At 44.6% G+C, this 23398-nt stretch carries 28 protein-coding genes; 14 read left to right on the top strand and 14 right to left on the bottom strand.

The window, feature by feature from the left end; all coding sequences use genetic code 11:
- Positions 1–2: 2 nt before the first annotated feature.
- From ACXACS_RS17805 to mlaF, 6 genes are all read right to left on the bottom strand, one after another.
- Positions 3–260 carry a BolA family protein gene (locus tag ACXACS_RS17805; RefSeq protein WP_012517351.1) on the bottom strand — a complete coding sequence of 86 codons (258 nt, stop codon included), beginning with the start codon at positions 258–260 and terminating at the stop codon, positions 3–5.
- A gap of 29 nt (positions 261–289) precedes the next feature.
- On the bottom strand, positions 290–598 hold the full coding sequence (locus ACXACS_RS17810; protein ID WP_118490198.1) for an STAS domain-containing protein: 309 nt from the start codon (positions 596–598) through the stop codon (positions 290–292).
- Positions 595–1260 (bottom strand): MlaC/ttg2D family ABC transporter substrate-binding protein, encoded by a 666-nt coding sequence (locus ACXACS_RS17815; RefSeq protein WP_474808581.1) that lies wholly within the window; start codon positions 1258–1260, stop codon positions 595–597. The genes ACXACS_RS17810 and ACXACS_RS17815 overlap by 4 nt, the downstream gene beginning before the upstream one ends.
- 118 nt (positions 1261–1378) lie before the next feature.
- The gene (gene mlaD, locus ACXACS_RS17820; RefSeq protein ID WP_012517348.1) at positions 1379–1852 is read right to left on the bottom strand and encodes an outer membrane lipid asymmetry maintenance protein MlaD; all 474 of its coding nucleotides are present in this window, start codon (positions 1850–1852) and stop codon (positions 1379–1381) included.
- Between the two features lie 9 nt (positions 1853–1861).
- Positions 1862–2638, bottom strand: a complete 777-nt coding sequence (mlaE, locus tag ACXACS_RS17825; protein ID WP_179982447.1) for a lipid asymmetry maintenance ABC transporter permease subunit MlaE — start codon at positions 2636–2638, stop codon at positions 1862–1864.
- Entirely contained in the window at positions 2635–3435 is an 801-nt protein-coding gene (gene mlaF / locus ACXACS_RS17830) for a phospholipid ABC transporter ATP-binding protein MlaF (RefSeq protein WP_474808584.1), read from the bottom strand. Before mlaF ends, mlaE begins: the two co-directional genes overlap by 4 nt.
- Positions 3436–4017: 582 nt before the next feature.
- Here mlaF and ACXACS_RS17835 point away from each other — a divergent pair.
- The 12 genes from ACXACS_RS17835 to mgtE all read left to right on the top strand — a co-directional run bounded on the left by ACXACS_RS17835 (position 4018) and on the right by mgtE (position 13386).
- Positions 4018–4974: a calcium/sodium antiporter gene (locus ACXACS_RS17835; RefSeq protein WP_118490202.1), complete on the top strand. Its 957-nt coding sequence runs from the start codon at positions 4018–4020 to the stop codon at positions 4972–4974.
- 2 nt (positions 4975–4976) lie between these two features.
- Entirely contained in the window at positions 4977–5957 is a 981-nt protein-coding gene (locus tag ACXACS_RS17840; RefSeq protein ID WP_474808586.1) for a KpsF/GutQ family sugar-phosphate isomerase, read from the top strand.
- Entirely contained in the window at positions 5958–6506 is a 549-nt protein-coding gene (kdsC, locus tag ACXACS_RS17845) for a 3-deoxy-manno-octulosonate-8-phosphatase KdsC (RefSeq protein WP_474808588.1), read from the top strand.
- Positions 6503–7081, top strand: coding sequence for an LPS export ABC transporter periplasmic protein LptC (lptC, locus tag ACXACS_RS17850; RefSeq protein WP_269917291.1), 579 nt, complete (start codon positions 6503–6505; stop codon positions 7079–7081). The genes kdsC and lptC overlap by 4 nt, the downstream gene beginning before the upstream one ends.
- Positions 7050–7595: a lipopolysaccharide transport periplasmic protein LptA gene (gene lptA / locus ACXACS_RS17855; protein WP_474808590.1), complete on the top strand. Its 546-nt coding sequence runs from the start codon at positions 7050–7052 to the stop codon at positions 7593–7595. Before lptC ends, lptA begins: the two co-directional genes overlap by 32 nt.
- A gap of 2 nt (positions 7596–7597) precedes the next feature.
- Positions 7598–8323: an LPS export ABC transporter ATP-binding protein gene (gene lptB, locus ACXACS_RS17860; RefSeq protein WP_118490207.1), complete on the top strand. Its 726-nt coding sequence runs from the start codon at positions 7598–7600 to the stop codon at positions 8321–8323.
- 73 nt (positions 8324–8396) lie between these two features.
- Positions 8397–9878, top strand: a complete 1482-nt coding sequence (locus ACXACS_RS17865; protein WP_474808594.1) for an RNA polymerase factor sigma-54 — start codon at positions 8397–8399, stop codon at positions 9876–9878.
- 30 nt (positions 9879–9908) lie between these two features.
- Complete coding sequence (hpf, locus tag ACXACS_RS17870) at positions 9909–10196, top strand: ribosome hibernation promoting factor (protein WP_012517338.1); 288 nt, start codon at positions 9909–9911, stop codon at positions 10194–10196.
- A 13-nt stretch (positions 10197–10209) separates the two neighbouring features.
- Positions 10210–10653: a PTS IIA-like nitrogen regulatory protein PtsN gene (ptsN, locus tag ACXACS_RS17875; protein WP_474808596.1), complete on the top strand. Its 444-nt coding sequence runs from the start codon at positions 10210–10212 to the stop codon at positions 10651–10653.
- An 83-nt stretch (positions 10654–10736) separates the two neighbouring features.
- Positions 10737–11582: an RNase adapter RapZ gene (gene rapZ, locus ACXACS_RS17880; protein ID WP_474808598.1), complete on the top strand. Its 846-nt coding sequence runs from the start codon at positions 10737–10739 to the stop codon at positions 11580–11582.
- Complete coding sequence (locus tag ACXACS_RS17885) at positions 11582–11854, top strand: HPr family phosphocarrier protein (protein WP_474808600.1); 273 nt, start codon at positions 11582–11584, stop codon at positions 11852–11854. Before rapZ ends, ACXACS_RS17885 begins: the two co-directional genes overlap by 1 nt.
- 173 nt (positions 11855–12027) lie before the next feature.
- The gene (gene mgtE, locus ACXACS_RS17890; protein WP_474808602.1) at positions 12028–13386 is read left to right on the top strand and encodes a magnesium transporter; all 1359 of its coding nucleotides are present in this window, start codon (positions 12028–12030) and stop codon (positions 13384–13386) included.
- A gap of 54 nt (positions 13387–13440) precedes the next feature.
- On the opposite strand, the gene ACXACS_RS17895 is transcribed toward mgtE, so the two are convergent.
- The gene (locus ACXACS_RS17895) at positions 13441–14193 is read right to left on the bottom strand and encodes a response regulator transcription factor (RefSeq protein WP_474808604.1); all 753 of its coding nucleotides are present in this window, start codon (positions 14191–14193) and stop codon (positions 13441–13443) included.
- 224 nt (positions 14194–14417) lie between these two features.
- Between ACXACS_RS17895 and ACXACS_RS17900 the strand changes: the two genes are divergently transcribed.
- Together ACXACS_RS17900 and ACXACS_RS17905 are read left to right on the top strand one after the other, a co-directional pair.
- Positions 14418–15233, top strand: a complete 816-nt coding sequence (locus ACXACS_RS17900) for a spondin domain-containing protein (RefSeq protein WP_474808606.1) — start codon at positions 14418–14420, stop codon at positions 15231–15233.
- 12 nt (positions 15234–15245) lie between these two features.
- A complete protein-coding gene (locus ACXACS_RS17905) occupies positions 15246–16094 on the top strand; it encodes a spondin domain-containing protein (RefSeq protein ID WP_474808608.1) in 849 nt (282 codons plus the stop codon).
- A 274-nt stretch (positions 16095–16368) separates the two neighbouring features.
- On the opposite strand, the gene ACXACS_RS17910 is transcribed toward ACXACS_RS17905, so the two are convergent.
- The 7 genes from ACXACS_RS17910 to ACXACS_RS17940 all read right to left on the bottom strand — a co-directional run bounded on the left by ACXACS_RS17910 (position 16369) and on the right by ACXACS_RS17940 (position 23337).
- Positions 16369–16842 (bottom strand): ClpXP protease specificity-enhancing factor, encoded by a 474-nt coding sequence (locus ACXACS_RS17910; protein ID WP_474808610.1) that lies wholly within the window; start codon positions 16840–16842, stop codon positions 16369–16371.
- On the bottom strand, positions 16839–17471 hold the full coding sequence (gene sspA / locus ACXACS_RS17915) for a stringent starvation protein SspA (RefSeq protein WP_012517332.1): 633 nt from the start codon (positions 17469–17471) through the stop codon (positions 16839–16841). Before sspA ends, ACXACS_RS17910 begins: the two co-directional genes overlap by 4 nt.
- Positions 17472–17638: 167 nt before the next feature.
- On the bottom strand, positions 17639–18373 hold the full coding sequence (locus ACXACS_RS17920; RefSeq protein WP_014948333.1) for a cytochrome c1: 735 nt from the start codon (positions 18371–18373) through the stop codon (positions 17639–17641).
- A complete protein-coding gene (locus ACXACS_RS17925; protein WP_110288466.1) occupies positions 18370–19635 on the bottom strand; it encodes a cytochrome b in 1266 nt (421 codons plus the stop codon). Before ACXACS_RS17925 ends, ACXACS_RS17920 begins: the two co-directional genes overlap by 4 nt.
- 5 nt (positions 19636–19640) lie before the next feature.
- Positions 19641–20270, bottom strand: a complete 630-nt coding sequence (gene petA / locus ACXACS_RS17930; protein WP_118490220.1) for a ubiquinol-cytochrome c reductase iron-sulfur subunit — start codon at positions 20268–20270, stop codon at positions 19641–19643.
- Between the two features lie 350 nt (positions 20271–20620).
- Complete coding sequence (locus ACXACS_RS17935) at positions 20621–22138, bottom strand: amidohydrolase (protein ID WP_474808612.1); 1518 nt, start codon at positions 22136–22138, stop codon at positions 20621–20623.
- A gap of 2 nt (positions 22139–22140) precedes the next feature.
- Positions 22141–23337: a M14 family metallopeptidase gene (locus ACXACS_RS17940; RefSeq protein WP_474808614.1), complete on the bottom strand. Its 1197-nt coding sequence runs from the start codon at positions 23335–23337 to the stop codon at positions 22141–22143.
- Between the last annotated feature and the right edge of the window lie 61 nt (positions 23338–23398).

A 23398-nucleotide genomic window follows, 5' to 3' on the forward strand; every position in this document is an offset into this window, starting at 1 on the left:
TATTATTGAGGAATGTTGAACTGGCGCTCGCGCTCCCAGTCTTTTACTGAAAACGTCTTGATGGTAATTGCATGCATGCTGCCGTCTGCAATTTTATCAGCTAAAGGCGCGTACACTGCCTGCTGGCGCTTCACTCGGCTCATTTCGTTGAATGCATCGCTTACCGCAATGATATTAAAATGCGAACCTTCACCTTTTACGTGGACTTCGTGAAGATCTAACGCATCTTTCAAGATTTTTTCAATTTCAGACAATTCCATAACTTACTTCTTAATTCGCTTAATGGTGTTTATTCTACGGGTAAAAAGCTATCCGCGTCGCTAATTTTCGCAAGCTTTTGTAGCTTCTCGGGCATTTTATACAGGGTCATGCTAACACCATTTTGCTTTGCATCCCTAACAGCATTAATAAGCCATGCTAAACCTGCACTGTCTGCACGCTCCACATCGCCTAAATCAACTTGGCACTTTTTATTACTAACCAATGTGCTACGTTGGTTGCCGCTCAAACTTTCCCAAAAATTTTTCGACAGCGTTTCACGGTCTAATTGACCGTGAACCACTATTCTACCCGTATCATTTACCTCGAACAGGCTCACTCAGCCTCTCCTTCGATTTCAATTGGCTCACCTTGCTTTAGCTCTACCGGCTTGCCAATTTTATCGCGCATTAGTGCGATAACTGCATCAATGCCATCTTGTCGAAGAATTGATTCAAACTCACTGCGCTTACTGTTTAGCATGCTGATCCCTTCGGCAACCATATCATAGGCTTTCCATTCGTTTGTTTTGCTATCTTTACGAACCTTAAACGCAATTTTAATTTCAGGGCGGCTTGGGTCTTGAACGACCGCGCGCACGGTTACTGATTTTTTGTCATCAAAAGAAGACTCAGGCTCAAAGATAACTTCTTGATTGTCGTAGTAGCCCATTGCTACAGCATATGTAGTTACCAGATATTGACGGAAAACACTGATGTACTCACCCATCTTTTCTTGAGGCACAGATTTAAAATGTTTACCTAGTACCATAAATGCCGCGAATTTGTAGTCAATGTGCGGCACCAACTCTTCTTCCATAATAGTGCGTAGCATTTCAGGGTCAGCTTTAATTTCAGCCTGATTCGCTTTAATTCGCTCAAATGTGCGGTTAGCCACATCCTGAACCAACTCATAAGGGTTTTGTTCATTAACTTCTTGCGCATTAGCCATACCGGCTATAGACATCATAAAAATGCCAATTGCTACGAAAAACTTTTTCAAAATAACTCTCCTAACTTCAAACTCTTTTAAGCAGACCTGATAATGAGGTATTTAGTTTCATCAGGCCGCTGGAATTGATTGACGACTTCGTTATATACGCTCAGTCGCTATGTTGCGATTAGTCTTCGTCGCTACCGCGGTTAAATAAGAACTGCCCGATAAGGTCTTCAAGTACCAACGCTGACTTCGTATCCTGTAGGTAATCACCATCTTGTAAATTGGCGACACCGTCAAAAGAAAACCCTGGCTGGAAACCTACGTATTGCTCACCTAATAAACCCGAGGTCAAAATAGACACCGAGCTTGTTTCAGGGAAGCCGTTGTATTCATTTAAAATAGATAGCTCTACTACCGGTGTGAAATCTTCTTGATCGAGAGAAATAGATGACACTCGACCTACGGTTACGCCACCCACTTTCACAGCAGAGCGAGGCTTTAGCCCGCCAATGTTGTCGAACTTCGCATATAAGGTATAGGTATCGCCTTCGGTTGCGACCGTTTGGTTTGCAACTTTAAGTGCTAACAATAACAAAGCACCTATAGTAAGCATGACAAACACACCAACCATTACTTCCGTTTTATACTTACTCATTCCAATCCCCTACTCGATACCAAACATAAGGGCGGTAAGCACGAAGTCCAGCCCTAATACTGCTAATGATGAATAGACCACCGTCTCGGTAGTCGCTTTGCTGATCCCTTCCGATGTTGGAATAGAATCGTAACCTTTAAATATGGCAATCCACGTCACAACCAAGGCAAAAACGAGGCTTTTTATTACGCCGTTTATAACATCTTGATTCCAGTCAACGGTTGACTGCATGATTGACCAGTAGCTGCCTGCATCAACACCTAACCAGTCTACGCCAACTAAATGACCGCCTAAAATACCAATGGCACTAAAGATAATGGCTAGCATAGGCATAGCTAACATTCCCGCCCAAAAACGAGGAGCAACTATGCGCCTTAGTGGGTCTACTGCCATCATTTCCAAACTACTTAACTGCTCGGTGGCTTTCATAAGGCCAATTTCAGCGGTCAACGCTGACCCGGCACGCCCAGCAAAAAGCAATGCGGTGACTACCGGACCAAGTTCTCGTAAAAGAGAAAGCGCAACCATGGGGCCTAAGCTACCCTCTGCACCGTAATCCACTAGAATGGTATAGCCTTGCAGCGCCATTACCATGCCAATAAATAGGCCAGAAACCATGATGATCAGTAACGACTGAACACCCACTACATAAAGCTGTTTGATAACCAGCGGAACATTTTTAACTCGGGGAACAGCGATGAGTGCGCCAAACAGCATGAGTGCTGCTCGACCAATCGCAGTAACTTTCCCTATAGTTTTAGCGCCTAATGATTGGAAGAACTTCATTTATCTGCCCCCAGAAAGCTTGCTTTCAGGTCTGGCGCTGGGTAATGAAATGGAACCGGGCCATCTGCTTTACCTTTTAAGAATTGCTGAACCAATTCGGAATCGCTTTCTTTAATTTGCTGCGCAGTACCTTCACCAATGACGCGTTTATCCGCCAATATGTAAATATAATCAGCGATGGTCAGCACTTCCGTTACGTCATGGGTCACGACAATACTAGTTAAGTTAAGAGCATCATTGAGCTCTCGGATAAGCTTTACCAGCACCCCCATGGATATGGGGTCTTGTCCCGCAAAAGGCTCATCGTACATAATTAAATCGGGGTCTAGCGCTATTGCCCTAGCGAGCGCGGCCCTGCGCGCCATTCCACCAGAAAGTTCGCTCGGCATTAATTGCGCGGCGCCTCTCAGACCTACGGCCTGTAGCTTTAAAGCGACAATAGTAGCTATCAAGTCTTCAGATAGCTCAGTATGCTCGCGAAGCGGAAACGCCACATTGTCGAACACGCTCATGTCAGTGAATAGCGCACCACTTTGAAATAGCATGCTCATTCTACGACGGGTTTCGTAAAGAGACTTTCTCGACATAGAGACAATTGAATCGCCGTCGAATTTTACGTCGCCCTCATCTGGCGTTAACTGCCCGCCAATAAGGCGCAGCAGCGTGGTTTTACCTATTCCGCTTGGCCCCATTACCGCAGTAATTTTGCCCTTAGGTACCTTCAATGAAATCCCATCATAAATGATACGATCTGCGCGTTTGAAGGTTAGGTTATCTACTTCAACTAAATGATCCATAGTTACTTAAATGTCGACCCCTGACGCTGGATTAATTTCGTTTTTAACGGCAAAATCAATCCACTTAGAAAATATTAAAAGTGTATGAGCGATGTGCATATTCAATTTCTATGCCTTCACACACATAACTCATAAAGTTTACTGAACAGTTTACTTTTAAGAGCCAACAAATTCAAAAAAGTTTACTCTGCAGTGTAGTTTTTTATGTTTACAGGCTGGCTTGTCCAGTAGACATACCTTATGGGCCGTGTAATTTGGAGCCATTGTACGCTTTTTCAAGAGCCTCGCCAAAGTCAAAAAGTTACAAGTTATGTTCGATTAAGACGAATAATAGGTATCCCGCGCTGAAGTGATGCCAGTGCCTTAACTAATTCCCACGGGTAGTTCCAGTCCCCATCCTATTTCGTTGTTTATTAACTGAAACTGAATGCTGACCAGCAGTATGTTCAAACTGCAAGAGTGCTTGATAAGTGGAAATTCACAGCAAATAGCAATTTTTGGTGAAAATAAAGCAACGCTAGCATAGGCAAATGGCACTCTTTTTGCGACAATCTATCGAAATACTAACTATTACAGGTTGTTGTGCTTTTAAACATTGTCATTTTTCTGGTTGGGCTGATTGTCTTAAGTTGGAGTGCAGACCGTTTTGTGTACGGTGCTTCCGCACTAGCAAAGAACATCGGCATCTCTCCTATGATGATCGGATTAACGATTGTCGCTATGGGCTCTTCGGCACCTGAAATTGTGGTTTCCGCTATTGCCTCTGCCAATGGCAATATGAACACAGCCGTGGGTAATGCCCTTGGTTCAAATATAACTAATATCGCGCTGGTGTTGGGTGTAACCGCCTTAGTGAAACCACTGCTTGTTTCGTCTACAACGCTTAAACGTGAACTTCCTGCGCTTCTCATTATCTCATTAATCGCAATCGGCTTTATGTTCGATGGCGAGCTGAAGTCTTACGAAGGGATAATTTTACTGGGCCTTTTTATTTTTGTTTTGGCAATGATGGCTTGGTTATCGCTACAAGTAGATAAAGAAGACCCGTTGGTAGCTGAGACCGCAGATGAAATCCCTAAAGGCGTTTCTAATACCTCAGCGCTTATTTGGATTGGTGTTGGCCTTGTCGTATTGCCTTTAAGTGCCCACTTTCTTGTAAACTCAGCCGTTGAAATTGCCAGATACATGGGCATTTCTGATTTGGTTATTGGGTTGACGATTATCGCGTTTGGCACAAGCCTTCCTGAATTAGCAGCAAGTGTCGCAGGTGTGCTTAAAGGTGAAGATGATTTAGCACTTGGTAATATTATCGGCTCTAATATTTTCAACTTGCTAGCCGTACTTGGTATGCCAGGTTTAATTGCCCCAGGTCTGCTAGACCCTGACGTTTATAATCGAGACATGTACGTTATGCTCGGTTTAACCTTGCTGTTGTTCTTGTTCAGCTTTGATTTAATTGGAAAGCGTACAATATCAAGAACCAATGGATTTATACTTCTGGCTTGCTTTATCGGCTACCAATATTGGCTGTTCGGATAATCATGAATACACAAACTCAGATGCACTATATCGAATCGGCAAAGCGCGTTATCGACATTGAAACGCAGGCTATTGCTAACCTTGCTGAGCGCTTAAATGGTGACTTTATCACTGCATGCAACATTCTCTTCAACTGTAAGGGAAAAGTGGTTGTAAGCGGTATGGGAAAATCTGGACATATCGGTAATAAAATTGCGGCTACGCTAGCCAGTACAGGTACTCCAGCGTTCTTCATGCATCCCGGTGAAGCCAACCATGGCGACTTGGGTATGCTAAGCAAGGGAGATGTTCTATTAGCCATCTCTAACTCTGGTGAAACCAATGAATTAGTTAACTTGCTGCCCGTTGTTAAGCGCTTAGGTATACTGGTAGTGGCAATGACCAACAGTGCCGATAGTTCGCTAGGCCAACACGCAGATGTAGTGCTGGATATTAGTGTAGAAAAAGAAGCGTGTTCATTGGGTCTGGCGCCCACATCAAGCACAACGGCCACACTGGTTATGGGTGATGCCCTAGCGGTAGCCCTACTTGACCAAAAGGGTTTCACTTCAGACGACTTTGCGCTGTCGCACCCCGGCGGTAGCTTAGGTAGAAAGCTGCTGCTTAAAGTGAGTGATATCATGCTAAGTGGCAGTGATATCCCACTAGTAAATTTAAATGCAACTGTTGCTGATGCACTTTTAGAAATTTCCAAAAAGGGCCTAGGCATGACTGGTGTTATCGCACCCGATGGTTCGTTAACAGGCGTGTTTACTGATGGTGATTTACGCCGAATACTTGATGCCCGTATAGATGTGCATAGTGCGACAGTAGAAGATGTAATGACCAAAGGCGGCAAAACAACCACAGCAGAGCAGCTAGCTGTAGAAGCCCTAAACCTAATGGAAACCCATAAGATAAGCGCACTGATGGTTACCGATGAAAAGCGCAACCCTGTCGGAGCCTTTAATATGCATATGCTTTTGAAAGCGGGAGTACTCTAAATGACGACGACTCTATACACCGATTTAGACCAAGCGCTTTTTGAGCAGTTGGCGCACATTAAACTACTGGTGTGTGACGTGGATGGCGTATTTTCAGACGGTCGCATTTACTTGGGCAACGACGGTGAAGAGCTTAAAGCCTTTCACACCCGCGACGGATATGGCGTGAAAGCCTTGGTAAGTAATGGTGTTAACGTCGCCGTGATAACAGGACGACGTTCAGCAATTGTAGAAAACAGAATGAAGGCGCTAAACGTAGCACACATTGTTCAGGGTGAAGAAAACAAAGCTGACGCCCTCGGCGAATTAATGAAAAGCCTAGGGTTGAACTCAAGCGAAGTTGCCGCCGTAGGAGACGATATGCCCGATACAGGTATGTATCAGCACGTAGCGGTAAAAATTGCGGTTGCCGATGCTCACCCTTTTGTTGCAAAGCAAGCGAACTGGATCACCACACTTCCGGGCGGATTTGGCGCAGTTCGAGAAATATCAGACACCATTTTGCAAGCTAAAGGCGTTGCAAATGATATTTTCGGAGCTAGTGTATGAGCCAGTTTGGCTTCAATCGCTTAGGTTTAAGTATATCGGCGCTATTTATCTTAGCTATGCTTATGTACATCCCAACGTGGATGGAAGAGCAGCCTGAAACTCAAGGTAGTAGCGAAAATGATGCGCTCAAGCCTGCCTACAAGGCCAAAAACTTAACAACAACCTTGTACAACCAAGACGGTGAGTTAAATCACAAAGTCTTTGCAGAGTCGATGGAGCATTACGACCAATTAGGCTTTGTTTTATTCCAGCAACCTAAATATACCCTTTATACAGAAAGCGCTTCATCACCTTGGGTTGTAACTGCCGAGGAAGGAACGCTTTATAACAATGAATTAATTCAGCTTGAAGATAGCGTTGTTATTGAAAATCAAACCAGCGATGATTTTGTCAAAAGTTTATCCACGGAATACATCCAGATAAATTTAGACACGAAACAAATGACATCTGATCAACCCGTTGAGATACTGGGTACGCAATATCTTATTTTAAGCAATGGGTTTAACGCGAATTTACGCACACAAGAATACGAGCTTTTAGATCATGTACAAACGACTTATTCCCCTAGCAACTAGCCTTCTACTTGCCATCGCTAGCGGTGCGGTAATAGCCAGTGAAGAAGATTTTTCACAACCCATTAAGATAGGGTCAAACACCCAGTTTATTGATGGTAAAAACAAAACCGCGCTGTACAAGGAAGATGTACTTATTACCCAAGGTTCACTCCTAATCGAAGCTGATGAAGTAGAAGTAATAGCTACAGATGGCAGCGGCCGTGAAATATTTATCGCCCGTGGCAACCCTGCAAGCTATTCTCAATCACTAGAAGACGGTACACCGGTATCAGCGAAAGCCAATGAAATTCGCTATGAAGTAATTAATCGCACTATTTCTCTGGCGGGTAATGCTGAGCTACAGCAAGATACCAGTAAAGTGCAAGGTGATAAGATTACGTTCGATATGATTACTGAACAATTGCTTGCAACGGGTGGTGCCGGTGAAGATGGTGAAGGTCGTGTAACCACAGTATTTACTCCTGACACCATTCGTAAAACATCGTCTAAGAAAGACAACGAGGACAATGAATAGCAATGGCAACTTTGAGCGCTAAAAACCTTGCTAAATCGTATAAATCGCGACAGGTTGTTCGCGATGTAAGCCTTTCAGTGTCTACCGGTCAAATTGTTGGTCTTCTCGGCCCTAACGGCGCTGGTAAGACCACCACTTTTTACATGATTGTAGGCTTAGTCAACTTAGACAAAGGCAAGATCGAAATTGATGATAATGAGCTTACTCACCAGCCAATGCATGAGCGCGCTCGCCGCGGTATAGGCTACCTTCCGCAAGAGGCATCAATATTTAGAAAGCTTACGGTACATGAAAATATCATGGCCATTTTGCAAACCCGTAAAGATTTAAATTCACAACAGCAAGAAGAAGAAGCAGACGCCCTACTTGATGAATTTAATATCAACCATATACGTAATAGTACGGGGATGAGTTTGTCAGGGGGAGAACGGCGTCGCGTAGAGATTGCCCGCGCTCTGGCAGCAAAACCACAATTTATTTTGTTAGACGAACCATTTGCCGGTGTTGATCCAATATCAGTTAATGATATAAAGAAGATAATACAGCATCTGCGAGATAGGGGTATTGGTATCCTTATCACGGACCATAACGTACGCGAAACATTGGATGTTTGCGAAAAAGCGTACATTGTGAGTCATGGCGAGCTTATTGCGCAAGGAACTGCGGAACAGGTTTTAAGTAATCAAAAAGTAAGGGACGTATACCTAGGCGAACAATTCAGGCTATAGTTAGTGTAACCTAATTGTCATTTTTCAGTTTCGCTCTGGTATATTTAATTTAGAGCATTTAAATAAGACGTAGATGAAACCATCTTTACAGCTAAAATTTAGCCAACAACTTACAATGACACCTCAGCTTCAGCAGGCCATTAAACTGCTGCAGCTTTCTACGCTTGATCTCCAGCAAGAGATACAAGAAGCCCTCGATTCTAATCCGCTTTTAGAAGTGGAAGAAAGTAACGACGAGCCACAAGTAGAAAAGAACAATGTCGATAGTGACGATAGCGCTGCTGAAGCGACCGCTTCTGCATCAAGCGATACGCTAGAAGCGGGAGATGCACTGGAGAAGAATGATCTTCCCGATGAGCTACCTATCGACAGTACTTGGGATGAGTATTATTCGGCTTCTTCCGCGCCTGCACCTGGCCCATCTAATGATGATGAACAAATCTTCCAAGGTGAGACCACAGAAGACATTCAAGAACATCTTCTTTGGCAAATGCGCCTCACTCATTTTTCAGATACTGACCGCGCTATCGCTACAGCAATCATCGACTCAATTGACGAATCAGGTTATTTAACCGTTACTCTTGACGACATCTTAGAAGCGGTCAACGACGATGATCTAGAAGAGCCTATCGAAATGGACGAAATAGAGTGTGTACTTAAGCGCATTCAAATGTTCGACCCCATTGGTTCAGGTTCTCGTACACCTCAAGAGTGTCTTATGGTGCAATTGCGCCAGTTTTCAGAAGACACACCGTGGCTTGCTGAAGCGAAGCAGCTTATTGAGGAATATTCAGACTTACTGAGCAGTAAAGACTACCGCACGCTAATGCGTAAGAGCCGATTGAAAGAAGATCAGCTGCGCGAAGCAATGCGTTTACTTCAAACCTTGAATCCTCGCCCAGGTAGTGCTTTAGTTACTAAAGAGCCTGAGTACGTTATTCCTGATGTCTCAGTAACCAAGAAAAATGGCCGTTGGGTGGTTGAGCTGAACCCCGACAGTCTGCCTAAATTAAGCGTAAACCAACAGTACGCAGCGATGAGTCGTCGTGCCAAGAACAGCAGCGATTCACAATTCATCCGCTCACACATGCAAGAGGCCAAGTGGTTCATAAAGAGCCTTGAATCTCGCAACGATACCTTAATGAAGGTTGCAAATTGCATTGTGCAGCAGCAAATGGGCTTTTTTGAGCACGGCCCGGAAATGATGAAACCAATGGTGCTAAATGATGTCGCAGAAATGGTAGATATGCACGAATCGACTATTTCGCGTGTAACAACGCAGAAGTATATGCATACGCCCCGTGGCATCTTCGAATTGAAGTATTTCTTCTCAAGCCACGTAGCAACAGAGTCAGGTGGTGAGTGTTCATCTACAGCGATTCGTGCATTGATCAAGAAGTTAGTGGCTGCGGAAAATCCTAGCAAGCCGCTAAGTGATAGCAAGATTGCTTCATTGTTGGCCGAGCAAGGCATAAAAGTCGCTCGGCGAACAATAGCAAAATACCGGGAATCATTGTCGATCCCGCCGTCGAACCAACGCAAAAGCCTTATTTAAACGGGCTTAATAATATAAGGAAGACGAAATATGCAAATCAACCTTACTGGTCATCATGTCGAAATCACCGACTCTTTGCGTAATTATGTCGATACGAAGTTCAGCAAACTTGAACGTCACTTTGATCACATTTCTAATGTGCATGTCATCCTGAACGTTGAAAAATTAAATCAAAAAGCTGAAGCGACTGTTCATTTAAGTGGCGCTGAAGTATTCGCATCCTCAGAAAATACCGACATGTATGCGGCGATTGACAGCATGGTTGATAAACTCGACCGGCAGGTAATCAAGCATAAGGAAAAACTGAAAAAACATTAGTAGTTAATTGAGCATGGATATACAAGCCATCGTAAGTCTGGACCGCACCGAGTGTGCGGTTCAGTGTAATAGTAAAAAGCGAATTCTTGAGATCATCGCTGATATCGCTGCCAAGCATAACGACAACATCGACCAGGCAACGGTTCTAAATAGCTTGATGGCTCGAGAACGTATGGGTAGCACGGGTATTGGTAACGGGATAGCACTGCCTCACGGTCGCTTGGCTGGCCTTGAGAAGGTAATAGCAATCGTTGTAACAAGTACACCAGCTATCAACTTTGATGCCCTAGACGAAAAGCCCGTAGACATATTCTTTGCTCTTCTCGTTCCCGAAGAGCAAACCGAAGGACACCTTCAGACACTGGCTACCGTAGCCGGTAAGCTAAGCGACAAAGAAACGATTAAAACAATACGTCGTGCAACAACCAGCGACGAAATTATTTCTGCATTAAGTTAAACAATAAGTGCCTACACCTCATAGGTAGGCGCTTTATTTGACAACTCGCATGTGATGAAACCAGAATATAAGGGAGAATTTAGGTGAAGCTGATCATAATCAGTGGTCGTTCGGGGTCTGGTAAGTCTGTCGCACTTCGCGCATTGGAAGACTTAGGTTACTACTGTGTTGATAATATCCCAGTAAATTTGCTTCCCACCCTCACCCATACTGTTGTTGATGAATACGATCAAGTTGCGGTAAGTATTGACGTTAGGAACCTACCCAAAAACCCTGACGACTTGGTAGAGATTCTAGACTACCTGCCTTCTTCTTGGTCGATGACTATAGTGTACATTGACGCAAGCGATGACGTTCTGGTTAAGCGTTTTAGCGAAACTCGCCGTCTTCACCCTTTAGCTAAGCTAAATAAGTCTCTATCGGAGGCTATTAGGGCGGAGTCTGCGCTTCTTGCGCCAATTACTGAACGCGCTGATTTATACCTAGATACAGACAAGCTAACAATACATCAACTCGCCGAACTGATCCGTGAACGTATTTTGGGTAAGAAAAGTTCACGCCTTGTTCTTGTCTTTGAGTCGTTTGGTTTTAAACACGGCATACCTAAAGATGCTGACTACGTTTTTGACGCGCGTTTTTTACCTAACCCGCATTGGGAGCCAGACCTTAAACACTTAACTGGGTTAGATGCCCCCGTGGAAGTATTTTTAGGCTCACAACCCGTAGTAACCAAATTTATTTGGCAGATTCAAAACTTGATGACTACATGGCTTCCTCACTTAGAGCGCAACAATAGAAGCTATGTGACTGTGGCTATCGGTTGCACTGGCGGCCAACACCGCTCTGTCTATATTGCCCAAACCTTGTCGAAAACCTTCAGCGAAATACATCCTGATGTTCAAATTCGTCACAGAGAGTTGAACCAGTAATGACTATTCAAAAAACGCTTACAATCGTCAATAAACTAGGCTTACACGCGAGAGCAGCCACCCAATTAGTTAAGCTTGCTAATCAGTTTCATGCCAAAATCATTTTGAAAAAAGGCGATAAAGAAGCCGATGCAAGCAGCGTATTAGGCTTGATGATGCTGGAAAGTCACCAAGGTGAACAGGTAGATGTTATTGTCGATGGTGATGATGCGGTCGATGCACTTGCTGCCATTGAAGAGCTGATTGAGGGCAGATTTAACGAAGACGAATAGTCTCAACCCGAATATCTCTTGACGAATTAATCAACAGCTAGCTTAGTAATTCCAAATTCTTGCGTAAAAGCCACGCAATTATCATGACAGACTTAATATAATTGCGATATTCTACGCACACTTAGGCTACACAGCCTTTATTTTCCATATCAGCTTAGTAGGAATAACGCCTTATGGCAGAAGCGCTTGTTTCTAAATACGTACAAACCCAATTACGTGCACTTAACGCAGCGTTGATAAACGGTCAATTTGTATCTGTACGTAAGCTTCTGCTTGAACTTCCCCCTTCAGACGTTGCGCATATTCTCGAATCTAGCCCTAGCAGGACCCGTGATGAGTTGTGGGAGCTAATTGATAGCGACTTTCACGGTGATATTTTAGAAGAACTCTCTGATGATGTTCGAAACGGTATTATCACAAAGATGCTCCCCGCCAATGTGGTTGATGCACTTGAAGAAATGGATACCGATGACTTGGCAGAAACGCTGAGTAGCCTTCCTGAACCTGTGCTGGCAGACATTCTCGATTCAATGGATGCACAAGACCGCGTACGTGCAGAGCAGGCGCTGTCTTACGGTGAGGAAACCGCTGGTTTCATCATGAACACCGATACCATTACCTTGCGTCCTGATGTAACCATTGATGTGGTTCTTCGCTACATTCGCTTAAAAGGTGAGTTACCGGAAAATACAGACACCTTCTATGTGGTCAATAGAACCGATAATCTGGTCGGTATCATCCCGGTTGCCCGTCTACTCACCGCGGATACCGACGACAAGGTGTCTGATGTTATGGACGAAGAGTCAGAGGCCATTCCGGTAAACATGCCCGACGATGAAGTGGCAAGCCTGTTTGAGCGTTATAACTGGCTTTCAGCGCCGGTAGTTGATGAAAATCATCGCTTAGTTGGGCGAATTACCATTGATGACGTGGTTGATATCATTCGTGAAGACGCCGAACACTCAATGATGAGTATGGCGGGTCTTGATGATGATGAAGATACCTTTGCACCGGTTATGCAAAGTACTAAACGCCGCTCCGTCTGGCTGGCAGTAAATTTAGTGACTGCGCTAATGGCAGCAATGGTAAGTGACTTATTTGAAGCCACGCTAAGCCAGCTTGCCGTATTAGCTATATTAAATACTATCGTACCGAGCATGGGCGGCGTGGCTGGTAACCAGACACTAACCCTTGTTATTCGGGGTATGGCGCTCGGTCATGTAAATGCCAGTAACTCGCGTTGGCTTATCAGTAAAGAAATCTCGATTGGCTTTTTAAATGGGGCAATTTGGGCAGTGCTTATTGCCTCTGTTATCGCACTTTGGAAGCAAGATTACATGCTGGGCGTTATTATCGCCTTTGCGATGATGGTAAACATGATTGCGGCAGCGCTTGCCGGCGCAACTTTACCCATGATCATGAAGCGCCTTAAAATAGACCCAGCGCTTGCTGGAAGCGTTATTCTAACTACGATAACAGATGTAGTTGGTATCTTTGCCTTTTTAGGTACGGCAACGCTGTTTTTAATTTAAGCCTAAAAAATAATCATCCTTAATTAGGATCTAGCGATTTTTGATATTATGCGCTCAGGCAATTAACGAATTGGCTGTATACCCATTAATATTCAGTTTGTATCCGACACCCCATACGGTTTGTACTAGCTGTCCGCCATTTTCAATACTGTTAACCTTATCGAGTTTACTGCGTAGACGATTGATATGGGTGTTTACCGTATGTTCGTACCCTTCGTGATTATAGCCCCACACCTCGCTAAGTAGTTGGTTGCGAGAAAAAACTTGATTGGGATGACGACAGAAATAATTCAACAAGGTAAATTCTCGTGCTGTTAGTGTCAGCAATTGCCCATTAATCGTCACGCTGTGATAACGCAAGTCGACGCTAAGCGGGCCTATCTCGATACGCTCGTCACTACCACCGGAAGCTCTCGTGTTTTCATGGTTAGGCATACTTCTACGCATATGAGAGCGAATACGTGCCGAAAACATGCGTTCGTCAAACGTACCAGTAAGGTAGTCATCAACACCCGCTTCATAATAATTTGCTTCATCTACCTCCGAGCAGGCCGTATCTGTTGTCGACATCTCACTTTCGACAGCCACTACCCAGCTTTCGGAGTTAGCGTCTACGAGAGTTTTAATACGCTGCAGGCACATCTCGTTTCGTACTGATTCAACGATTATAAGTGAATAATGTTGTGCTTTTAGCAAGGATTCTGCTGATTGAAAATTAGAGACTGCGTCATAAAGAAAACTATGCTTGCTCAAACATTGCGATATGTTTTGTTGAAACTTATTCCCGCTGTAGATGATAAGGATCATAACTCGCTCCTAATTCGCCGATAAAAAACAAGACCCGACCCTCCGTGTTTTTATTTCACATTAATAACAATTTTTTTGATTGATAAATAAGCACTAAAAATTTCTAACAATAGTGTTATTCATCGATACAAATCTGTGCGTTTTTTGTGATAGTTCTGTGATGAATTAAAAATTTTACTGCCCTAAATTTTTATGCGAATTAAGCCATAAACAAGGACAATAAGATGAAATTCACTAAACTTGCTAGCGCTACCCTACTGTCGCTAGCAACAATTTCAGTAAGCCAAGCCGTTACCTTAGATGTTGAAATTACTAATTTAACCCAAGCGCAAAGCTTTACGCCGCGCCTAGTTATTGCGCACGATGACACCGTTGACGCTTTTGAAGTGGGCCAGCCAGCTTCATCGGCGTTAGCCTGGCTTGCTGAAGCGGGGGTTATTGATGATGAGCAAAACGCTGATTCAAGCGGCGCTAACTTTGAGGCGTTATTGGGTCCTGTCGATACAGACAATGGCTCAAACACATGGCATCGTTTTGGCGGTCTTCTAGCCCCGAAAGCAACATTAAGTTATCCCTTCGACACAATGGACAAGCCTTATCTTTCACTGCTGTCTATGCTGATACCGACCAATGATGCCTTTGTAGGTATGGACAGTATTGAAATCCCTACTGAACCTGGCACCTATACGTATTATTTAAATGCTTACGATGCCGGTACTGAGTTAAACGATGAGCTAAATAGTGCTCGTACTGACGTTGTTGAAGCTGGGACAGGAAATGCGCTTGGTGGATATGGTGTTCCTGGTGTTGCCGGTGGCGGTGCACCTACTCGTATCGTTGATTTAGGTACAGGTGGCACTGGTGTGGGGGCACAGGTAGTTAATGGTGAAATAGAAGATGGTGAAGATGGCCCAGTGCACATTCACCGCAATGCGCTTGGCGATACTGATAGCGCCGCTGGTGCCAGTGATCTGGACTCTACCGTACACCGTTGGTTGAACCCAGTAGCACATATAGTTATTACTGTTCCTGCATCTTAAGGAGCCAATACAATGAATAATCCAATAATTAAACTCAGTACGTTATTGATGCTATCAGCTCTTTTAGCGGCGTGCGGCGACGATGGTGATACAGGCCCTCAAGGACCCGCTGGCCCACAGGGGGAAGCAGGTACTGACGGACAGGATGGCGCAGACGGCCAAGACGGTTCGGACGGGCAAGATGGTATCAATGGTAATTCAGCGGTTTATACCGTACAAATTACCAACTTAACTTACTCTCAGCCCTTTGCTCCTGCCGCCGTCATCTTGCATGAGTCAGGCTTCCATTCATTTAGTGAGGGCGAGCCAGCCAGCATGGGCATTGAAATTATGGCTGAGGGCGGTGACCCGTCTATGGTCATTACTGAAGCCATGGACTCCACGGACTTTTTGGATGCGCAAAACTCTGGGGGCATATTGGGCCCTCGTTCAATGGGCACAGAACTAACCCTTGTGGTTCCAGAACTCGACGCTGACGACCTGCGTCTTACAGTAACGACCATGTTGGTTAATACCAACGATGCGTTTACTGGCTTAAATGCAGCTAACGTAAGTAACATGGCAGTGGGTGATGCGAAAACATTCATGACAGTGACTTGGGACGCAGGTACAGAGGCCAATACAGAAACAGCAGCCACAATGCCGGGCCCTGCCGCAGGAACAGCAGGTGGTGGCGGAGAGGCAGCGGGTTATGATGTAGTTAGGGACGATCTCGCAGATGCAGTAAGGCTTCATCAAGGTGTGGTAACTAGTGCAAACACGAATGACCCAAGCCGTGAAGGGTTGTCAACGTCTGTACTAACCGAAGCCCATCGCTTCGATTTCCCGACAAGTCGTGTTGTGATAACGCGAACTCGTTAATAGATCGATAGCGAATCAGCCGCTTTAGCGCCCTATTACCTATGAGTAATGGGGTGTTTTCGTTTTTAATTAGGCACGATTTTTGTAAATAGACACTTAATTGCGAGGTAACAAATACTAGCTTCGAAGTGAGAGTAAAGCATTAGGTGAGGCGAGTGTGAAGATAATAGCTGGCTCTGCTTAAGCGAACAGCTTTGCAAAGCCAGACTACGTCAATACACTGAAAGTTTTTAAATAGCGGCCATGAAAATGGCCCAGTTAGCTACTTAATTAGCTATTTAATAACCTTTAGGCTCGGCTTGCCTTTTTTAGGCGGAACCGGCGCATCTTGAATGTCGCCTGAGTCAGCATCTTCTAGCGGCGTTGGTCCGCTCGGTTGAGACACATCTTCAGATGTTTCAGTACGCTCTTGCTGCGCACGAGCCACATCTTCTTCGGTGGCAAATACAGTACCTGCACCGTTTTCCCTTGCGTATATAGCCATCACAGCTTCACAAGGCATACTCAATCTTCTGGGCTGCCCAGAAAAACGTGCTTGAAAAGACAAGCCGTCTAAATCAAGAGAGAAGTTCACACATGCGCTTGGCGATACGTTTAAAACAATTTGGCCGTCTTTAACAAATTCTTGCGGCACTTCAACTAATTCGTTAGTTGCATCAACCACAATATACGGCGTTAAATCGTTATCAACAATCCACTCATAAAAAGCCCTAAGCAAATAGGGCTGGTTAGACGTCATAGATGTCATAGCGGGTTGTGGATCTCACGCTCTTGGTCAGTCAAAGACGCTTTAAATGAGCTACGAGAGAAAATGCGGTTCATGTAAGCGTTAATTTCTTTGCTGCCGGCTCCGTTTAGTTCAATACCTAGTGCAGGTAAACGCCATAATAGCGGAGCAAGGTAGCAATCAACTAAGCTGAACTCTTCGCTCATGAAGTAAGGCATCTCACCAAATACAGGCGCAAGTGATAGCAAGGCTTCACGCAGCTCATTACGTGCTGCTTCTACGTCACCTTCACCACGGAAGATACGAGCAGCAAGCGAGTACCAATCTTGCTCAATGCGGTGCATCATAAGACGGCTTTGGCCACGTGATACAGGGTAAACCGGCATTAGTGGTGGATGAGGGAAACGCTCATCAAGGTATTCCATAATGATATGCGACTTGTAAAGTACAAGCTCGCGATCAACTAGAGTTGGAACAGTACCGTAAGGGTTAAGCTCCAACAGATCTTCAGACAGGTTGCTAGGATCTGTGTAGCTGATTTCAACACCCACACCTTTTTCTGCCAACACAATGCGCACCTGGTGGCTATAAATATCAATTGTGTCAGAGAACAACGTCATAATAGAACGTTTATTCGCGGCTACGGCCATTCAATTTCCTCCGTCGAGAAACAAGTTTACGCTTACAAACGGTAAGCTTATTACGATAACTCGTGCTACCTGAACACTCTATACAAAAGGGTTTTCAGGTAGCACGAGTAAATACCAAAAAAGGGGGCGAGAAGCCCCCTTTTCATATTATACATAAATCTGTGCGATTAGTGCACTTCTCGCCAGTATTCTTTCTTCAGTAAGTAAACAAATACAAACAATACTGCGATAAAGATAAGTACCCACTTGCCGATTTTGTGAGATTCAAGTTTTGAAGGCTCACCCGTGTACTCTAGGAAGTTCACGATATCGGCAACAGCTTGGTCGTACTCGTCAGGAGACATTGCGCCAGTACCATCTGACTTAATGCCTACATAACGCTTAACCATCTCGCCATCAACCATTTGCTCTTCATATGTACGCGTTGGCGTGCCTTGAAGTGGTTGAAGTACGTGTGGCATACCCACTTCTGGGAATACTGTGTTGTTCACACCAAACGGGCGGCTCTCATCTACATAGAAAGAACGCAAGTAAGTGTAAATCCAGTCTTCACCACGAACACGCGCCACTAGGGTTAGATCTGGTGGAGCAGCACCAAACCAGCCAGCAGCAGCTTCTTCAGGCATTGCACGAGTGATATAGTCAGACACTTTTTCACCCGTAAACTGCAGGTATTCTTGGCCTAGTTCGTCAGGAATACCCAAATCTTGGAATGAACGCTGATAGCGCTGGTACTTCATTGAGTGACAGCCTAAGCAGTAGTTCATGAACAATTGTGCACCGCGTTGTAAAGACGCCTTATCGGTTAAATCGATAGGCGCTTTGTCTAGGTGTACGTTCCCGCCTGCCGCAAGCGCTACGCCAGGTAGGAAGAAGGCTAAAAAGCACATCATTTTTTTCATTTAGAAATCCTCTCTGGCACAGGTTTAGTGTTTTCGTTTTTGCTGTACAAGAACAATGCAATGAAGAAACCGAAGTACATTACTGTAGCAACTTGCGACGCAATGATTTTCCAGTTTTCTTGTGGCGTACCACCTAGGTAACCTAGGAAGATAAACACAATTGCAAACACAATAAGGTTTACTTTGTGCAGACCACAGCGATAGCGCCATGACTTAACGCGACCACGGTCTAACCAAGGCAGAGCGAATAGCGCAGCAATTGCACCGAACATAGCTAGTACACCGAACAACTTATCAGGTACCGCTTTCAAAATTGCGTAGAACGGCGTGAAGTACCACACTGGGAAGATATGCTCAGGTGTTTTCAACGGGTTAGCAATTTCAAAGTTAGGGTGCTCTAGGAATTTACCGCCCATTTCAGGGGCAAAGAACAGCACATAAGTAAATAGCGCTAAGAAAATACAGAATGCCACAAGGTCTTTAAGTACGATGTGTGGGAAGAACGGCAATACGTCATCAGCAATGTCGTACTTGCTTGTGTAGTATTCATGAATTTCATATTTAGTCTTTTCAGACTCTGGCAGTGAACCTTTCTTGTGCTTGATAGCAATACCATCAGGGTTGTTAGAACCCACTTCGTGAAGTGCGATAATGTGAAGGAACACAAGAATAACGATAACCAATGGCAACGCAATAACGTGTAATGCGAAGAAACGGTTTAGAGTTGCGCCAGAGATAACGTAGTCACCCTGTAGCCAGATTACCAAGTCAGGACCTACAACAGGGATAGCACCAAATAGCGATACGATTACCTGCGCCCCCCAGTAAGACATCTGTCCCCAAGGTAGTACATAACCCATGAAAGCTTCTGCCATGAGTGCTAGGTAAATAAACATACCAAACACCCATAAAAGCTCACGAGGCTTCTGATAAGAGCCGTAAATCATGCCGCGGAACATGTGTAGATATACCACAATAAAGAACGCCGATGCGCCAGTACTGTGCATGTAACGAATGATCCAACCGTAGTCGATCTCACGCATGATGTATTCAACAGAAGCAAATGCACCTTCTGAAGATGGAACGAAGTTCATGGTCAACCAGATACCAGTAACAATTTGGTTTACCAAAACGATAGTAGCTAGAAAACCGAACACATACCAAAAGTTCATGTTCTTTGGAGCAGGATATTGAAGAGCGTGCATATTCGCAACGCGCATCATTGGGATGCGTTCTTCAATCCAACCTAGGAAAGCATTCATAATAATTAAGCCTCCGCTTCTGAACCGATGATGATGTTATTGTCATCAACGAATTGATATGGCGGTACAACTAGGTTTAATGGTGCCGGTACGTTTTGGAATACACGTCCTGCCATATCAAACTTAGAACCGTGGCATGGGCAGAAGAAACCATCTGGCACACCCTCAACCACTTCTTCGAAAGCGCCGTCTTTAAGGTGCTGTGGAGAGCAACCTAGGTGCGTACAAATACCCACTAGAATCAGGTATTCTTCTTTCATCGAACGGAAACGATTTTGAGCAAAAGTAGGTTGCTGCTCAGCTTCAGAGTTAGGATCTTTCAGCTTATCTTCGTGTGTGCCTAGTTCTTCAAGAATCTCAGGCGTACGACGTACAATCCATACAGGCTTGCTTCGCCACATTACACGTACTAATTGTCCAGGCTCAATCCCGCTGATATCTACTTCAACGTCAGCACCGGCTGCTTTCGCTTTGGCGCTTGGATTCCAGGACGCAATAAAAGGCACAGCAGCACCAACGACACCTACACCACCAACTACCGACGTGGCAACGGTCAAGAACCGACGACGAGTGTTGTTTTCTGGCTGGTTTTCATTGTGTGCAGACTCTGTTGCATCTACAGATACATTGCTCATCCACATTTCTCCAGGTTTGGATAATTATGATGTGTAACCCAAGCTTATACTGGTTTTATCACGCTTGCGTCATGCATCATATGGCTTGTCATGACAGCAACGTAACAGCAAAAATTTACTGGTTTACGAGGTCACGAAAGTTTTCAAAATTTTCGACCGCAAATGATAAAAGAAAAGCCCTTATAAACACAAGGTTTTACTGATATTTAAGCGATAAATTAATCTGGGGTCACCGTTAAAAATTAGCGAGTGATCGGAATAGAATCAAGAATTTGACCGAGATTCGGCCAAACCTCTTAGTTACATTACAAGATTGTTATAAACCTCTGACGCAGTACTACGACAATATTCTACTTACGATAATCAAGTGCTGGTGCTCTCTGCCCAAGCATGGATTCATAGTTCAACGTACTTTTTCGTTGCTGAAACTCTTGCTTCGCTTTACTGATATTTTCAGGTTCAGAGAAAAGGGATATCGCAGTTTGCGTGATGACCTCACTGGCCAAGTACATACCTTTGTAACCAATATCAGTACCACTCATTGCTGAAGCCTGCCAAGTATGGGGTGGCGTTCCTTTTACCCAGGTTGCGCTAGATACTCCTACGGTAGGCACTTGCCAACTCACATCACCAACATCAGTTGATGCCGACCAAACAGTAATCTTTTCATCGAAGGGCTCTGGTGTGCTGTGAGCATTGTGGTCAAAAGCCTGCTCGCGGGTGCGACTTATTTCGCTAGCAAACTGTTGCTCGCTTTTAGTCAAAATAATCGGAGGTGCGGCGTCAATATGCTTGTGCATTAATTTTGATAAGGTCACATTAGGTAATACATTCCACACACCACCAGTGACTTCCCAATTAACACGGGTTTCGGTGCCAAGTGCCGCTCCCTCCGCCGCTTTTTCCAATCTTTCCCACAGTGACAGCACAACAGCTGGCTGTGCTGAACGCACGTAATAGTATACTTCGGCGAAATCCGGCACTACGTTGGGCGCCGTTCCGCCGTTAGTGATGACATAGTGAATTCTCGTGCCATCCGGTACATGTTCACGCATTAAATTTACCATCATATTCATAGCTTCTACGCCATCTAATGCCGAACGCCCTTTATCTGGCGCCGCAGCAGCATGCGCGGCAGTCCCATAAAAGCGAAACTTACCACTTTTGTTGGCCAGCGAAGATGATGGTGAAGAAGTCGTGCTATCCGATGGGTGCCAATGAAGGGCAACATCTACGTCTTCAAATACGCCAGCTTTCACCAAATAAACTTTCCCTGAGCCTCCTTCTTCAGCGGGTGCGCCGAAAACCTTCAGAGAGCCTTGATTTGGATGGGAGTCGAGATAATCAGCCAAGCTAAGCGCAGCGCCTATTACCCCGCCGGCAAACAAGTTGTGTCCACAAGCATGACCTGCGTGAACATGACCGTTAGTGCTAATCGGCTGTTTATCAGACGTATTTAAGACCCCCATGCTGGGTAAGGCATCCATTTCGGCAAGCAAGCCGATAACCGGCTTATGCTCACCATCTTCTGTCTGGCCTACTTGGTTGTATTGCGCAATGAATGCAGTGGGCATACCCGCAATACCGGCCGTTACTTTGAAGCCACGCTCAATCAGCGTCTGTTGCATTAATGCGCTACTGTTGTACTCTAGAAAACCCAGTTCAGGTTTTTCCCACATAGTTTTAGCAATATGCTTCATTGTGCTTTGATGAACAAAAGTAAACGCGGCTTTAGAGTCTATCGCCGAAACATCAGTTTGCTCTATACTTTGAGCCTTAACAGTGCCTGCAACACTAATCAAGGACATGAGTACTGCGATAGCAAGTTTATGGCGAAGCGCTTTGGGTTTATTTGTGCGTAAATGCATAATCATTGCTCACAACTTGCTGCTTCGTCTGCACACGCTTTAATATAAAATTCTTCAGCAGGGGTGGCAATTAACGTATCGATAAGCGTATTGGCAGCATGTTTAGCAACGTAGCGAGTTTTCTCATTCGGCTCATTATCACCGACTTCATAGGTAACACCATGCACGTGATAAACATCAGCAAAAAACTGTTTAAAAACGCCTTTCCCTGGCGAAGTGCCAGGTTTGTCTACGACTTTAAATACGCCTTTGGTTTGCGTTTGCAAGTCGGCCAACCAACCTACAACCATGTCCCTAGGGGCGATATTTTCATCTACCGGAATGGTATAAAAAACATTATTGTGGGTAGAGTGAAAGTCCATACCCATTACAATTTTCCCACCAGCATTCGTTATTTTATCTAGATACGTTTTCACGGCCTTGGTCTCTGGTTGAGAGAATACATTCCAATCGCGGTTTAGATCTTTATGCCCAACACTATGTCGCCAATGACCATTGGCTACACCATCAGGGTTTATGTTCGGAACAACCAGCACATTAAAGCGCGACAAAAACGCACTGTTTTCAGACGTAATAGTTAAGAATTGATTTAGAAAAGAGAACATGGCTACCGCGCCTGTTACTTCCGGTGGGTGTTGACGACCAACGAAAATAACCCACTCGGTGTTCTCGGGCTTTTCAAGAGCAAATGCAGAAAGCGTGCGGCCTTCGGTAGATTTGCCAATCGTAAACGGCTTAATGCTAAAGTCTTGCTCTGCTTGTTTTAGCCAGTTTGTGTAAACTGAATTTGGAATAGGACGCTGGGCTGCCACATACAGTGGCTGCTTTGATACCGGCAAAGTTAGTGTCATTCCCTGCTCTGTGGTATCAAACGCGGTTATCTTCCAGCTTTTTTGATCGTAACTCACTTTAGGTAAATACCTTGGAGCATAACCGTCAAAGGTCAGCACTACGTCTACTTTTTCAGCTTGTTTTGACGATGTATCACCTGCTGCGGTAACACTAAAGTAATACCAAGGGCTAGGATTTATGGGCTTATCTTCTGGTAAGAAGCTCAATACATAGGTGCCGTTTTCGTCGACTTCACAGGAATCTAACTTACCGGCTTCAAAATCTGCAGAAAAAGTAACGCCTTCGAATTCACACGCCAATGTAAAAGGGGAAGCAAATGCCAGTGCAATGAAAAGTAATCGGAACATGATATCTCCATGAAATAAGCGCCCACCTAATGGTAAGCGCCTTTTTATGATGTGAAAATAG

It is taken from the genome of Alteromonas sp. AWM4_230 (assembly GCF_056158305.1).

What these genes read in the sequence shown, in the direction of transcription:
- ACXACS_RS17805 (WP_012517351.1), bottom strand. Translation starts at nt 260, where the DNA reads ATGGAATTGTCTGAAATTGAAAAAATCTTGAAAGATGCGTTAGATCTT.
- mlaD (WP_012517348.1), bottom strand. Translation starts at nt 1,852, where the DNA reads ATGAGTAAGTATAAAACGGAAGTAATGGTTGGTGTGTTTGTCATGCTT.
- mlaE (WP_179982447.1), bottom strand. Translation starts at nt 2,638, where the DNA reads ATGAAGTTCTTCCAATCATTAGGCGCTAAAACTATAGGGAAAGTTACT.
- mlaF (WP_474808584.1), bottom strand. Translation starts at nt 3,435, where the DNA reads ATGGATCATTTAGTTGAAGTAGATAACCTAACCTTCAAACGCGCAGAT.
- ACXACS_RS17840 (WP_474808586.1), top strand. Translation starts at nt 4,977, where the DNA reads ATGAATACACAAACTCAGATGCACTATATCGAATCGGCAAAGCGCGTT.
- kdsC (WP_474808588.1), top strand. Translation starts at nt 5,958, where the DNA reads ATGACGACGACTCTATACACCGATTTAGACCAAGCGCTTTTTGAGCAG.
- lptC (WP_269917291.1), top strand. Translation starts at nt 6,503, where the DNA reads ATGAGCCAGTTTGGCTTCAATCGCTTAGGTTTAAGTATATCGGCGCTA.
- lptA (WP_474808590.1), top strand. Translation starts at nt 7,050, where the DNA reads ATGTACAAACGACTTATTCCCCTAGCAACTAGCCTTCTACTTGCCATC.
- lptB (WP_118490207.1), top strand. Translation starts at nt 7,598, where the DNA reads ATGGCAACTTTGAGCGCTAAAAACCTTGCTAAATCGTATAAATCGCGA.
- ACXACS_RS17865 (WP_474808594.1), top strand. Translation starts at nt 8,397, where the DNA reads ATGAAACCATCTTTACAGCTAAAATTTAGCCAACAACTTACAATGACA.
- hpf (WP_012517338.1), top strand. Translation starts at nt 9,909, where the DNA reads ATGCAAATCAACCTTACTGGTCATCATGTCGAAATCACCGACTCTTTG.
- ptsN (WP_474808596.1), top strand. Translation starts at nt 10,210, where the DNA reads ATGGATATACAAGCCATCGTAAGTCTGGACCGCACCGAGTGTGCGGTT.
- ACXACS_RS17885 (WP_474808600.1), top strand. Translation starts at nt 11,582, where the DNA reads ATGACTATTCAAAAAACGCTTACAATCGTCAATAAACTAGGCTTACAC.
- mgtE (WP_474808602.1), top strand. Translation starts at nt 12,028, where the DNA reads ATGGCAGAAGCGCTTGTTTCTAAATACGTACAAACCCAATTACGTGCA.
- ACXACS_RS17895 (WP_474808604.1), bottom strand. Translation starts at nt 14,193, where the DNA reads ATGATCCTTATCATCTACAGCGGGAATAAGTTTCAACAAAACATATCG.
- ACXACS_RS17900 (WP_474808606.1), top strand. Translation starts at nt 14,418, where the DNA reads ATGAAATTCACTAAACTTGCTAGCGCTACCCTACTGTCGCTAGCAACA.
- ACXACS_RS17905 (WP_474808608.1), top strand. Translation starts at nt 15,246, where the DNA reads ATGAATAATCCAATAATTAAACTCAGTACGTTATTGATGCTATCAGCT.
- ACXACS_RS17910 (WP_474808610.1), bottom strand. Translation starts at nt 16,842, where the DNA reads ATGACATCTATGACGTCTAACCAGCCCTATTTGCTTAGGGCTTTTTAT.
- sspA (WP_012517332.1), bottom strand. Translation starts at nt 17,471, where the DNA reads ATGGCCGTAGCCGCGAATAAACGTTCTATTATGACGTTGTTCTCTGAC.
- ACXACS_RS17920 (WP_014948333.1), bottom strand. Translation starts at nt 18,373, where the DNA reads ATGAAAAAAATGATGTGCTTTTTAGCCTTCTTCCTACCTGGCGTAGCG.
- ACXACS_RS17925 (WP_110288466.1), bottom strand. Translation starts at nt 19,635, where the DNA reads ATGAATGCTTTCCTAGGTTGGATTGAAGAACGCATCCCAATGATGCGC.
- petA (WP_118490220.1), bottom strand. Translation starts at nt 20,270, where the DNA reads ATGAGCAATGTATCTGTAGATGCAACAGAGTCTGCACACAATGAAAAC.
- ACXACS_RS17935 (WP_474808612.1), bottom strand. Translation starts at nt 22,138, where the DNA reads ATGCATTTACGCACAAATAAACCCAAAGCGCTTCGCCATAAACTTGCT.
- ACXACS_RS17940 (WP_474808614.1), bottom strand. Translation starts at nt 23,337, where the DNA reads ATGTTCCGATTACTTTTCATTGCACTGGCATTTGCTTCCCCTTTTACA.